Annotated in this window: 11 protein-coding genes; 5 read left to right on the top strand and 6 right to left on the bottom strand. The window is 69.8% G+C overall.

Translation table 11 applies throughout. From position 1 onward, the window contains the following. Positions 1-28: 28 nt before the first annotated feature. The 3 genes from BLT03_RS18050 to BLT03_RS18040 all read right to left on the bottom strand — a co-directional run bounded on the left by BLT03_RS18050 (position 29) and on the right by BLT03_RS18040 (position 2,198). Entirely contained in the window at positions 29-553 is a 525-nt protein-coding gene (locus BLT03_RS18050; protein ID WP_092745155.1) for a DUF2946 family protein, read from the bottom strand. Beyond that, complete coding sequence (locus tag BLT03_RS18045; protein ID WP_092745154.1) at positions 546-1,658, bottom strand: YheT family hydrolase; 1,113 nt, start codon at positions 1,656-1,658, stop codon at positions 546-548. Before BLT03_RS18045 ends, BLT03_RS18050 begins: the two co-directional genes overlap by 8 nt. Before the next feature lie 90 nt (positions 1,659-1,748). Next, a complete protein-coding gene (locus BLT03_RS18040) occupies positions 1,749-2,198 on the bottom strand; it encodes a YybH family protein (protein ID WP_092745153.1) in 450 nt (149 codons plus the stop codon). A gap of 226 nt (positions 2,199-2,424) precedes the next feature. On the opposite strand from BLT03_RS18040, the gene BLT03_RS18035 reads away from it, so the two are divergent. From BLT03_RS18035 to BLT03_RS25030, 5 genes are all read left to right on the top strand, one after another. Continuing rightward, the gene (locus BLT03_RS18035; RefSeq protein ID WP_092745152.1) at positions 2,425-3,024 is read left to right on the top strand and encodes a LemA family protein; all 600 of its coding nucleotides are present in this window, start codon (positions 2,425-2,427) and stop codon (positions 3,022-3,024) included. Positions 3,025-3,042: 18 nt separating this feature from the next. Continuing rightward, positions 3,043-3,987: a TPM domain-containing protein gene (locus tag BLT03_RS18030; RefSeq protein ID WP_092745151.1), complete on the top strand. Its 945-nt coding sequence runs from the start codon at positions 3,043-3,045 to the stop codon at positions 3,985-3,987. A 115-nt stretch (positions 3,988-4,102) separates the two neighbouring features. After that, positions 4,103-4,645: a TPM domain-containing protein gene (locus BLT03_RS18025; protein WP_434802412.1), complete on the top strand. Its 543-nt coding sequence runs from the start codon at positions 4,103-4,105 to the stop codon at positions 4,643-4,645. Between the two features lie 157 nt (positions 4,646-4,802). Then, positions 4,803-6,143, top strand: a complete 1,341-nt coding sequence (locus BLT03_RS18020; RefSeq protein ID WP_175537795.1) for an NEL-type E3 ubiquitin ligase domain-containing protein — start codon at positions 4,803-4,805, stop codon at positions 6,141-6,143. A gap of 269 nt (positions 6,144-6,412) precedes the next feature. After that, the gene (locus BLT03_RS25030) at positions 6,413-7,894 is read left to right on the top strand and encodes an NEL-type E3 ubiquitin ligase domain-containing protein (protein WP_175537794.1); all 1,482 of its coding nucleotides are present in this window, start codon (positions 6,413-6,415) and stop codon (positions 7,892-7,894) included. 26 nt (positions 7,895-7,920) lie between these two features. On the opposite strand, the gene pdeM is transcribed toward BLT03_RS25030, so the two are convergent. From pdeM to BLT03_RS24060, 3 genes are all read right to left on the bottom strand, one after another. Further along, positions 7,921-8,634, bottom strand: coding sequence for a ligase-associated DNA damage response endonuclease PdeM (pdeM, locus tag BLT03_RS18010; protein ID WP_092745147.1), 714 nt, complete (start codon positions 8,632-8,634; stop codon positions 7,921-7,923). Between the two features lie 108 nt (positions 8,635-8,742). Further along, positions 8,743-11,787 carry a ligase-associated DNA damage response DEXH box helicase gene (locus BLT03_RS18005; RefSeq protein ID WP_092745246.1) on the bottom strand — a complete coding sequence of 1,015 codons (3,045 nt, stop codon included), beginning with the start codon at positions 11,785-11,787 and terminating at the stop codon, positions 8,743-8,745. Then, positions 11,778-12,149 carry a hypothetical protein gene (locus tag BLT03_RS24060; protein WP_139160439.1) on the bottom strand — a complete coding sequence of 124 codons (372 nt, stop codon included), beginning with the start codon at positions 12,147-12,149 and terminating at the stop codon, positions 11,778-11,780. The genes BLT03_RS18005 and BLT03_RS24060 overlap by 10 nt, the downstream gene beginning before the upstream one ends. Positions 12,150-12,162: the final 13 nt, after the last annotated feature.

Here is a 12,162-nt window from a genome sequence, read left to right as displayed (position 1 = left end):
GCCGGGCACCTCCGGCGGAGCGCGTGGCTCAGACCTTGAAGGTCGAAGGCTGCAGGACGTAGCCGTAGCGCACCGGCAGGTCGGCGGCCTGCACGGGCAGCGGATTCCATTGCTGTGCCTCGACCGCCTCGGCAGCGGTCTCCATGTCCAGCGTGTGTACCAGCCCCAGCACGGTGCCGTCGAACAGGTACAGCCGCCCCGCTTCGTCCAGCAGGCATTCATGGGCCGTGGATTGGCGACCGGTGTGGGTAACGAGGGTGAAATCGGGTTCGATGCGCCAGATCACCGGGGTAATTTCGAGCTCCACATACACCCGCTGCGGGCCGTTCTGGAAGAACCAGCGGCCCTGGGCGTCGGATTCGTAGTTGCGCTCGATGAATTCGATGAGCTTGCCGTGCTGCAGCAGCGAGCCCCGTGCTTGCGGGAAAGGCCCCTGGGCCTGCGTGGCGTCGTCGCGCATGTACCAGCGGCCCCGCGCGTCGAGCCCCAGCCAGCCGTAGCAGTCGGGAACGTTGGGCCACTTGGCGATGGCCTGTTTGACGATGTCATCCATGGCGCGATGGTATCGAGGGGCCTTTGCCGGCCGCGTAGTCCGGTGCCCCGTGGGCCGCGAGCCAGTCGGCCACCTCGGCCGGCATGGCGCGCACGTGGCCCGGCAGGCGCCCCTGCGCGAAGCCGACATGCCCGCCGTGCGCCGGCTGCCACAGCGTGACGTGCGCGCCGGCCTGCCCGGCGCGCGGCAGGCTGGACGCCGGCACGAACGGATCGTTGCGCGCATTGACCGCCAGCGCCGGAATGCGAATGCGGTGCAGCAGCGGCTGGGCCGAGGCCCGGCGCCAATAGTCGTCGGTGTCGCGAAAACCGTGCAGCGGCGCGGTGAACACGTTGTCGAAGTCGTACAGATCGCGCGCGGCCAGCAGCGCCTGACGGTCGAACAGGCCCGGATGCTGGCGCAGCTTGGCCAGAGCCTTGGGCACCATGGTGCGCAGGAACATGCGCGTGTACACCTGCCGGTTGAAGCCCCGGCCGATGGCCGCGCCGCCGGCCGCCAGATCGAGCGGCGAGCAAACGGCCGCCACCGCATCGGCACTGCGTGAGGCGCTCGCCCCGGCTTCGGCGGCCCAGCGCAGCAAGGCGTTGCCGCCCAGCGATACGCCCACGGCCAGCAGCGGCGCGCGCGGGCCGGGCGTGCCGTCGGCGCCGTGCGATCCATCGGCCTGACGCCGCGCGAGCCGCGCGAGAATCCACGCGATCTCTTCATGGTCGCCCGAGTGGTAGGCGCGCGGGGCCAGGTTGAGCTCGCCGCTGCAGCCCCGGAAATGCGGCACGGCGTAGTCCCAGCCGCGCTCGCGCGCCACGTCGGCGAAGGCTTCGGCGTAGTGGCTGCGCGATGAACCCTCCAAGCCGTGGAACAGCACCAGCAGCGGCCGGCCCATCGTTGATTCGGTCTCGCCCCCGGTGTCCGCTCTGCTTTGCGCTTCAGCCGCCGTGCCGGCGGCGGGCAGCAGAAAGTCCACGTCGACGAAATCGCCGTCGGGCGCCGTCCAGCGTTCGCGCCGGTAGGCCGGCGGCACACCCAGCACGCGGCGCGACGCCAGGGCCGGCCAGATGGTTTGCAGGTGGCCGCCGGGCAACCAGCGAGGCGCTATATATTTCATAGCACTACACCGGCGTATTTATTGCGCTGGAGGGCTAAAAGGCTTGAACCCACCCGTCCGCGTGCGCCAGGATTCACCATGGCCGGCATCTCAGTGCAGCACCGGCGGCGGATGGCCCGGGCCCTGGGCCTCGTGCACGGTGCCGGGGCTGGCATGGTGGGCCACCAGGCGCCAGCCCTGCGGGGTCTTGTGATACACGTTGGTGGATTGCACGATCGCCTCGCGCACCCCGCCGTCCAGCACCACCTCCACATGCTCGACCACGCTGTGCACGGCGCTCGCCATCGCCTGCACCCGGTGGACCTGGGACGGGCGCGCACGCAGGGTGCCGTGCTCGAACATGGCGGTGAAAGCTGCGCGGATGGCCCCCGCGCCCAGCAGCCGCGGGCCGCCGGGGTTGACGCAGACGATGTCGTCCTCTTCGGCCCAGCAGGCCATCAGGCGCTCGATGTCGCCCGTCTGCAGGGCTTCGTAGAAGGCCGCTTCGGTGTCGTCGGCGGAGCCGCCCAGGGTGGCGGAGCGAAAGGTGGAACGGGTCATGGTGCTTCAGGGGGCAGTCATGCGGTGCGGCCTATTGTCGCGGCTGGCGTCACCGCTGGCCGAACGAAATGCACCGCATCGCCACCGCCGGGCCGCCAGCGCCGCCCGACGGTCGGCATCGCATCGGCCCGGCGGACTACGCAGCCGCCCTGGCCTGCTGGGGCAGAATGCGCCTGCGCTGCCAGCCCTCGGCACTGTCGCCCGCACCAGGCCCAGCGCACGCGCCATGAAACGTCTTCTTGCCACCCTTGCCGCCGTCCTGGCCCTCTCGGGCTGCGGCTACAACGACTTCCAGCGCCTGGACGAGCAGTCCAAGGCCGCGTGGAGCGAGGTGCTCAACCAGTACCAGCGCCGCGCCGACCTGGTGCCCAACATCGTCGCCACCGTAAAGGGCGAAGCCGCCTTCGAGCAGGACACGCTCACCAAGGTGGTCGAGGCCCGCGCCAAGGCCACCTCCATCCAGGTGACGCCCGAGACGCTGAACAACCCCGAAGCCTTCAACAAGTTCCAGGCCGCGCAGGGCGAACTCTCCGGCGCCCTGTCGCGCCTGATGGTGGTGGCCGAGCGCTATCCCCAGCTGCAGGCCAACCAGGCGTTCCGCGACCTGCGCGTGACGCTGGAGGGCACCGAAAACCGCATCACCGTGGCGCGCAACCGCTACATCCAGACGGTGCAGGAATACAACGTGCTGGCCCGCAGCTTCCCCACCAATCTCACCGCCAAGGTCTTCAGCTACGACGCCAAGCCCAGCTTCACGGTGCAGAACGAGGCGCAGATTTCCACCCCGCCCGCCGTGGACTTCTCCAAGCCCGCGTCCAAGCCGTAAGCACACCAATCGCCAAATATGCCTCTGGCGCACGTCCTTAAAGCGCTGACAGCTATATTTTTTATAGCAATCGGCTGCTTCAGCATGCCGGCCGCTGCGCAGCGTGCGGTGCCGGCGCTCTCCGCCCGCGTGATCGACGAAACCGGCACGCTCTCGGCCACCGAGCGGCAGGCGCTGCAGACCCGCCTGGCCGCCATCGAGCAGGCGCACGGCTCGCAGGTCGTGGTGCTGATGGTGGCCACCACCGCGCCCGAGGACCTGTCGGCCTTTGCCAACCGCGTCGGCAACGCCTGGAAGATCGGCCGCAAGGATGTGGGCGACGGCGTGCTGGTGCTGGTGGCCAAGGACGACCGCAAGATGCGCATCGAGGTCGCCAAGGCGCTGGAAGGCGCGCTGCCCGACATCGCGGCCGCGCGGATCATCGACGGCACCATGAAGCCGCGCTTTCGCGAAGGCGACTACGCGGGCGGCCTGTCCGCCGCGGTGAACCAGATCGGCGCGCGCATCGCCGGCGAATCGCTGCCCCTGCCCACCGGCACGGCAGGCGCCGACGGCCACGCGGCCCGGTCGGCGCCGGGCGTGGACTGGACGGACTTCGCCATCTTCCTGTTCTTCGGCGTGATGCTGGGCGGACCGGTGGCGCGCCGCGTCTTCGGCAACCGCATGGGCGGCCTGCTGCTGGGCGGCGGCGTGGGCGGGCTGGCCTTCTTGTTCACCACCAGCGTGCTGCTGGCCGGCGGTGCCGGGCTGCTCGCGCTGCTCTACACCTGGCTTTTCAGCGGCGCAGGCCTGCCCGTGGGCGGGCGGCGCGGCGGCGGATTCGGCTCTGGCGGCATCGGCACACACACCGGCGGCTTCGGCGGCTGGAGCAGCGGCGGGGGTGGCGGCGACAGCGGCGGCGGTGGATTCAGTTCGGGCGGCGGTGGCGATTTCGGAGGCGGTGGCGCCTCAGGAGACTGGTGACATGGCAAAGACTCCGCTGGGGCCTTCGGCATCCCCTTCTTCTGCTTCTCCTTCCGCTTCGTCTTCCACGACCACCGCCAGCGCCTCCTCGCCCGCGCAGGGCCCTGCGCCGTCCCTGCTGGCCCGCATCGTCAGGCTCGTGCACCACCGCTGGGTGGAGGGGCGCTTGCACCGCGCGCTGCCGCCCGACCTGCTGGACCGCATCACGCGCCGCGTGGCCGCGAGCGAGCGCCGGCACACCGGGCAGATCCGCATCTGCGCCGAAGGCAGCCTGCCCACCAGCTACCTCTGGCGCGGCGCCAGCGCCCGCGAACGCGCCGTCACCCTGTTCGGCAAGCTGCGCGTGTGGGACACCGAGCACAACAACGGCGTGCTCATCTACCTGCTGCTGGCCGAGCACGCCATCGAAATCGTCGCCGACCGCGGTCTCGCCCGCACCGTGCCGCCCGAAACCTGGCGCACCCTGGTCGTTCACATGGGCGAAGCTTTTCGCGCCGAACGCTACGAGGACGGCCTGACCCAGGCGCTGGCGGAGGTGTCGGCACTGCTGGCAACGCATTTCCCGGCAGGGGTGGGCGACGATGGCGCGGCGGCCAGCGGGCGCAACGAATTGCCCGATGCGCCGGTGCTGGCGGGCGATGCGCTGCTGAAGGAATAGGGCCGCGGCCCGGGGCGCTCAGGCATCGATGCCGGGGCGGGCCCCGAGGCTTCGCTTAACCGCGCATCGCTGCGCGCGGGACATGGAACGTATGCACTGGCGGACCGACGATCGCCGGAACCGCCAGCGCACGAGCACGGCAGACCCAAGCGACTCCATGGACCCCCTTCGACCTTCAAGCCGCACCCGGCTGCGCGAGCACAGCCCGGAGATCGGCGACCACACCGGTACGCCGTCGCCGGCACGGCACGTTCGCGCCCGCACGAGCGGGCCGGGCGCGATCGGCTCTCCCCCGCTGTCGCCACGCCGCCATTCGAGCGACCCGCACGCTGCAGGGCCGTCCACGCTGGCGCCTCGCACGGCCATTCCCGACCTGGAAGCGGACCTCGACGCCTATCTGCAGACCGAGCTTGACGACGACCTCGAGGATGGCGATGTCGAAGGCGATGTGGAGCGTCTGGAACAACCGCTGGGGCAACAAGTCCAGACCTGGCTGGGCCATGCAGGCAACTCGGTGGCCGCGCATTTCCAGGTGTTCGACGACGAACCCCAGGCGCGGGCTTTCGCCCGGTTGCTGGAGCGCCTGGGTCAGGAAGCGCTTCCCACGTTTTCCCCCACGGCACAGGGCCAACTCAGAGAGCAGGTGCGCACCACCATCCTCATGATGGCGCGCGATTCCGCTCTGTGCGAAAGCGTTTTCCTGGTGGCACAAACCGCTCTGGGCGATTGCCGCGACAACCTGCTCGACGGCCTCTCCAAGGTAATGCTGACCGTGCGCAGCCACCAGATGGTCCTGGCCGTGAAGATGGGCAAGATCGATGAAGCGAAGGCCAACCATCTGACAGGCCAGCGGTTTCGGCTGTCGCTGCTGGAGACCGCAACGAACCGCTTCATCGGCCGGCAAAAGGACCGCGCCGACTTGCCGCCCTGGAAGAAGAACTGGCTGGAAAAGGACTCGGTGGAAACCATGGTGCACGCCAAGGCCGCCTTGAAGAAAAGCCTGAATCTGCCGCAGGACACGGCACAGGACCTGACGAACCTGGACTGCAGCGTGCTGGAGCAGCCCGACATCGCCGCCTTGAAAGCCGATGTGCTGGAACAGGCCGCCGACCCCCAGGCCTATCGCCAGTTCCTGCTGAACGACGTGCCGTGGCGCAACAGCATGCAAGCGCTTCACAAGGACGTCTTCGGGCCCATCGACGCCGTCCGGGACGATGACCCCTATTACGAACTTCTCCCGCCGAGTGACAGCGAAAGCCCAGAGGCCTTCGCGCACGCAGAGGCGGGGAAAATAATCTACGCCGCCTGGGAGCTCGCCGTGAATGAACAGCTCAAGTGCTGGCGGCTCAGGCGAGCGGTGCACTACCGCCACCCAGCCTTTCGGCATCGGAGGCCGGACCTTCGCGGGCTCCCTAGCCCGCACCGCGGCAGCCATGCTTGCACAGCACCTCTCTGGAAAGTTCGCCCATGTCAGGCATTGAACGCATCGGCACCGTGAGGCCGCGGGAACCCAGCCCTGAAGCGTCGACCGCGGCCGACCGACAGGTCCGGCCACGCAGAAGCAGCCCCGCTCACCCTGGCAGTCCGCTGGCTGCGCGCAATCCGCTGCCGGGCAGCGCCGCAGAAGCAGCAGCCCACCTGCGAGCGCCACGTGCCAACTTGCACCGGCATCTGCCAGACCTGAACACCGTGCCGCGCCAACCGCCAGACCTCCCGGACCTGAACGCTGCGCTGCCTCAACCACTGGACCTGCCGGACTTGAACGCTGTGCCGCCCCAACCTCTGGAACTGCCAGACCTGAACGCCTCGCTGCCGCAGCCGCTGGAGTTGCCCGATCTGAACGTCGCACTGCCCCAGCAGCCATTCGACCTGAACAACACACCACCACCATCACCATCACCAGACATGCAGCCCCAGACCGCCGGGGCCGAAGAGGAAAGCGGGCAAGGCGATGGTGAAATCGACCCCAACCCGCTCACGCTCCCCTTTGCGAACCATGCGGCACTTGGCATTCATGGCACGCCCCATTCGTCTCAGGTCTTCGCGTTGCTGGACAAGCTGAATGCCCACCCGGAGCTGGCGCCACAGGTGCTGCGCGTGTCGGCCGATCTGCTCGTGGAACTGGGCACCCTGCCCGAGTTGATCGAGGGCTTGGAGGCGCGGGCCATGGACACGACGTTGCACCCGGTCACGGCCGGGGCCATCCGTCAATTGATGGGCATCTTGAGCGACTTTGAAAACGACGATGTCGAGTCGGACGACGAAGGCGAGGACAACGAACAAGAAGAGCTTGAGCGGGACCTGAAGCGCCAGACGATGCCGCTCGGCTGGGAGGTCGCCCAGTGGCTGGGGCAGGACCATCCCGACGCTGCCGCCTTGAGCGCATTCGATGACGAACCACAGGCCCCCGCTTTTGGCCGACTGCTGGCGCGGCTGCGTGATGTCGGCCGCAAGGGCGCTGAAGGCACGTCCTCGACCGCAGCCGCGCAACGGGGCGAGCAGGTCGCGGCTGTGGTCCATGCCGTAGCGGGCGATCCCGATCTGCGGGCGCAGGTGTATCTGATCGCGCAGACGGCCCTGGGCAGTTGCCAGGACAACGTGCTCGAAGGCTTTTCCAAGGCGCTGCTGGCGGTGCGCAACCACCAGATGGTGGCGAATATCCGCAGCGGCCAGGTGAACGCCAAGCAGTTCAAGCGCTGGGCGGGACAGCAGTTCAGACTGTCCTTGCTGGAGAGCGAAGTCACCCGATTCATCCATCGGCAATTGCAGCGGCCGGACCTGGGCGCCTGGCAGGCGCGGCAACTCACCAGGGAGCCGCTGCAAACGCTGATGCACGCCAAGCAGGCGCTGCGGGACCGCCTCGATCTGCCGGAGGGCACCGTCACCAGCGTAGAGGCTCTGCAGTCGAGCGTGCTTCGCCGAAAAAACCTGGACGATCTGGTCCGTGCAGTGGAGCAGCAGGCGAACGACCCTGCCGCGTTTGGTGAATTTCGCATGAACCATCCGACATGGCGCGAGGGCATGAAGGCGCTGCACCCGCATGAATTCGCTCAGTTCACCAGCGCACGCGACAACGATCCATTCTTCGACGAAGACCTCCCACGGGGTCTGGAAGCGGAGGTCGAATACGCCATCCGCAGCCGGGCGGTCGAGGCGAAATGGCTGCACGCAGAAAATCGGCTGCTGCGGCATCTGGGACACATCGGAATGTCCATCCCCTCCGTGAAGGCCGAGCCGGACGTGGCATAAACCTCAGAAGGCGGGCGCGGGTCTTTTCAGCCAGCGGGGGCGGCACCCACGCCGCCCGGCACCGTCCACACCCGCCCGCCACCCACGGCGAAGAAACGGCGCTCCGGTCCACCGGGCAGCGTTTGCCCGCCGGTGAACTCGCCGAACGCCGGCAGCACGGTGAGGCCCGCCTCCACCGAAAAGCACGGCAGGCGCAGCGCATCGCGTCCGCGCCCGCGCAGCACGACGGCCGGGTGCACGTGGCCCGCCAACACGTGCAGCGTGGCATGCGGCTGCGGGTGGTGGCAGCAGGCGAAGGGGCCCAGCGGCCAGGGCTCGTTCACGATGGCGATGCCCAGGTCCGCCGGGGGATCGCCGGCATGGCTGTCGTGGTTGCCGCGCACCAGCACCACCTCCAGCGCGGCATGCACGGCGCGCCATGCGGCCAGGGCGGCCAGCACGGCGGGCGATTGGGCTTCGGCCGCGTGCAGAAAATCGCCCAGCACCACGAGCCGCTGGGCACCCAGCAGCGCGATCTGATGGGAGATCCGGTCGAGGTTTGCGCGGGTGGTGCCCGAAGGCACGGGCAGACCGCGGGCGCGGAAGGTGTCGGATTTGCCCAGGTGCAGGTCGGCGATGAACAAGGTGAGGCCTGCCGGCCACCACAGCGCACGGTCGGGCAGCAGGTGGACTTCAGTCCCGGCGAGGTGGCAGATGACGGAGCCGTTGGATGGGAGGTGCTGGTCCAGGGCGCGGCTCATGCGTGGGCCTCCGCTCGCACTGGAGAAGAAACACGCAGGCGCTTGATGATCGCGGTGGGAATGGAGAGAAAACGAAGGGCGTGCGGCACGGGTCGGAATTGTCCCCGCTCACAGCCGGGGCAGCGGCCGGGAGGGCTTTCGCTCCCGCCGGCGCTTGGGCGGGCCGCCCGGCGCGGACTCGTCGGCCGAGGTCAGCGAAAAGTCGAGCGTACGGCGCACCTCGGCTGCCGCAGCCTGCAAGGGATCGTCGGGCGCGGCGGGCGCTGCCACCGTGGCCACCACAGCCTTGGTGCGCTTGCGTGGGCGCAGCGGCGGGTCGGGTGGCACCACGTCCTGCACGCGGGGTACGGCGTCGGCCGCCGCGCCGCGCGCGTCAGCGGCGCTGTCCAGTTGTTCGAGCATGCGGGCGATGCGGTCGGCCAGGTGCTCGTTGGTGAGCTTCTCGCGAAAGCGCTCGACCATGAGCGGAAAGGCGAACGGGCTGGGCCGTAACAGCGGCCGCACCACGAGCTGCTGGGCCTGCATGCGGCGCAGCGCGGCCAGCAACTGGGCCACGTCCAGCTCCTGGCTCAGCACTTCTTCATCCGCCTGGCGCAGCAGCATGTTGGCGGTGTCGTACTTGCGAAAGACCTCGAAGAACAGTTGCGACGACGCCTGCAGCTGGCGCGCGCTGCGGCGCTCGCCCGGGTGGCTCTGGAAGATCAGGCCCGACACGCGCGCGATTTCACGAAAGCGCCGGCGCGCCATTTCGGTGGCGTTCAGGCTGGCGAGCACTTCGTGCAGCAGGGCATGGCGGTCCGGATCGCTCTTGGGCGCATCGGGCAAGGGATGGCCTGCGGCATCGTCGGCCTCTGCCCGGGCGGCGTTGGCGGTGTTGCGGATGGCCAGGGCCTCGCTGGCGGGCAGGCGCAGGGCGGCAGGTTCTGCCAGGGCCGCAGGTGCGTCGATATGGTCCGCCGCGACCGCTGCGTCCGCCTCAAGAGCCGCCCGGCTGGCGCGCGTGCTCAGCAGCTCTGGCAGCAGGGCCGCCCAGTCGCGCTCGGTGGCGCTGAGCAGTTCCAGGCCGTAGTCGTTCACCGCGATGGAAAAGGTGCCGGCCTCGCCCTGCGCCGCGCGCCAGGCGAACAGGCTGGCGAGGCCGGTGTGGGCATGCCGCCCGGCGAAGGGGTACAGGAACAGATGCCAGCCTTCGCGCGTATGCAGCGTTTCGGCCAGCAGCGTGCCGGGCGTGGGCAGGGCGGACCAGCGCTGCTGCACGTCGAGCAGGGGGCGCACGCTTTTCAGTTCGGGCGAGGTGTAGTCGCCCGCTGCGGCCAGGGCCAGTTGCCGCACCACGAAGTCGGCCAGCACGGTGGACAGCGGCATGCGCGAGCCCGCCCAGCGCGGCACGGTGGGACGGCCGCGCGCGGCGCGGCGCACATAGGCGGTCATGTCTTCGATCTTGACCATCTCCAGCACCTGGCCCGCGAACACGAAGCAGTCGCCGGCCGACAGGCGCGAGAGAAAGCTCTCTTCCATGGTGCCCAGGCGAGCGCCGTGCAGCACCTGCACGGCCATGCTGGCATCGCTCACGATGGTGCCGATGTTGGAGCGATGGCGCCGCGCCAGGCGCGCATCGGGCATGCGCCAGATGCCGTCTTCGTCGGGCACCACGCGCCGGTAGTCGGGGTACACCGCGAGCGAGGGGCCGCCCCGGTGCACGAAGTCCAGGCACCACTGCCACACGCCGCGCGGCAGGTCGGCATAGGCGGCGGTGCGGCGCACTTCGGCATAGAGCGACTCGGGCTCGAAGCCGCCGCCCAGCGCCACGGTGACGAGGTGCTGCACCAGCACGTCCACCGGACGGCGGGGGCAGGCGCGCATCTCCACCTGCCCGGCACGCACCGCGGCGCGTGCGGCGGCGGCCTCGACCAGTTCCAGGCTGTGGGTGGGCACGAGGGTGATGCGCGACGGCCGGCCCGGCGCATGCCCGGAGCGCCCGGCGCGCTGCAGCAGCCGCGCGATGCCCTTGGCCGAGCCGATCTGCAGCACGCGCTCCACGGGCAGAAAATCCACGCCCAGGTCCAGGCTGGAGGTGCACACCACCGCGCGCAAACGCCCTTCCTTGAGCCCCGCCTCGACCCATTCGCGCACGCCACGATCCAGCGAGCCGTGGTGGATGGCCAGTTCGCCCGCCCAGTCGGGCCGCGCGTCGAGGATGGCCTTGTACCAGACCTCGGCCTGCGAGCGCACGTTGACGAAGACCAGCGTGGTGCGCGTGCCGGCCAGCTCTCGCACCACGGCAGGCAGCATCGACAGGCCCAGGTGACCAGCCCAAGAAAAGCGCTCGGGGTGATCGGGCAGCAGCGTGTCCACCACCAGGCGCTTGTCCACGCGGCCCTGCACCAGCACGCCTTCGCCGGAGCCGCCTTGCTGCGGTCCGGGCGGCTGGCCCAGCAGGGTCTGCATGGCCTCTTGCAGATTGCCGAGCGTGGCCGACATGCCCCACACGCGCAGCGCGGGGTTCCATCCCTGCAGGCGGGCGATGGCCAGCTGCACCTGCACGCCGCGCTTGTTGCCCAGCAGCTCGTGCCACTCGTCGGCCACGACCAGTTGCACGGACGACAGGACCTCGCGCGCATCGCCCCGCGCCAGCAGCAGCGACAGGCTTTCCGGCGTGGTGACCAGCACCGTGGGCAGCCGCCGCGACTGCGCGCTGCGCTCGCCGCTGGCGGTGTCGCCGGTGCGCGCACCCGCCGTCCAGCGGGCCACGCCGCTGTGCACCGGCGCCAGCGCGTCGAGCGGGGCCTGCAGCGCCTTGAGCGTGTCGGCCGCCAGCGCCCGCATCGGCGTGAGCCACAGGACAGTGAGCGGCGCAGCGGTGGCAGCGCGCCCCCGCGCGGGAGGCGCTACTTTTTTTATAGCAGAACCCCCTAGTGCTGATTGCGATGGAGCATGATTTGACTCAAAGTCTTTGGCGGGCCCCGCCAGCGCCTGAAGGGCCCCCAGCCACACGGCGTAGGTCTTGCCCGCGCCGGTGGTGGCGTGCAGCAGCCCCGAGCGCCCCTCGGCCATCGCCTTCCACACCTGCTTCTGGAACGGGAACGGCTTCCACCCCCGCTGCCCGAACCAGTCGGCCACGGCGCGCTGCACGGTGAGGGGGCTTACTGCCATCGACCGCCTCCGCGCAGCAGCGGCCCCCACGAGGCGCTCGCGAACGAGGGAATCGCCCGCCCCGGGCGAGCGCGCCGCAGGCTCGGTGACAGGCGGGCGGCCCATGCGTTGCGGCCAAAGGGCACCGAGGCGCGCAGCGGCCGGCGGACTTGCGGTGGCGCGCGCCGTGACCGCAGCGCGGCCCACCCGGTTCGCACGGCCTCCACCAGTCGCAAGCCGCGCAGATGGCCCGCCGCGCATCGCAAGGTGGCCGTCAGCAAAGACGCCTTGCTCCGCAGCGCGCCGCTTCGATGGGGCCGGGTCCACGCCGCAGGGCGCCGGGCGAGGATGCGGCCCCAGCCACGGCCCAGAAATGCGGTCAAGGCGCGGTGCTTT

Source organism: Paracidovorax valerianellae, from assembly GCF_900102625.1.
In the GTDB taxonomy this organism is placed as follows: domain Bacteria; phylum Pseudomonadota; class Gammaproteobacteria; order Burkholderiales; family Burkholderiaceae_C; genus Paracidovorax; species Paracidovorax valerianellae.
This window is presented reverse-complemented; position numbering and strand designations above follow the sequence as displayed.

Coding starts and splice junctions, on each gene's coding strand:
- BLT03_RS18050 (WP_092745155.1), bottom strand. CDS start 553: ATGGATGACATCGTCAAACAGGCCATCGCCAAGTGGCCCAACGTTCCC.
- BLT03_RS18045 (WP_092745154.1), bottom strand. CDS start 1,658: ATGAAATATATAGCGCCTCGCTGGTTGCCCGGCGGCCACCTGCAAACC.
- BLT03_RS18040 (WP_092745153.1), bottom strand. CDS start 2,198: ATGACCCGTTCCACCTTTCGCTCCGCCACCCTGGGCGGCTCCGCCGAC.
- BLT03_RS18035 (WP_092745152.1), top strand. CDS start 2,425: ATGAAACGTCTTCTTGCCACCCTTGCCGCCGTCCTGGCCCTCTCGGGC.
- BLT03_RS18030 (WP_092745151.1), top strand. CDS start 3,043: ATGCCTCTGGCGCACGTCCTTAAAGCGCTGACAGCTATATTTTTTATA.
- BLT03_RS18020 (WP_175537795.1), top strand. CDS start 4,803: ATGGACCCCCTTCGACCTTCAAGCCGCACCCGGCTGCGCGAGCACAGC.
- pdeM (WP_092745147.1), bottom strand. CDS start 8,634: ATGAGCCGCGCCCTGGACCAGCACCTCCCATCCAACGGCTCCGTCATC.
- BLT03_RS18005 (WP_092745246.1), bottom strand. CDS start 11,787: ATGGCAGTAAGCCCCCTCACCGTGCAGCGCGCCGTGGCCGACTGGTTC.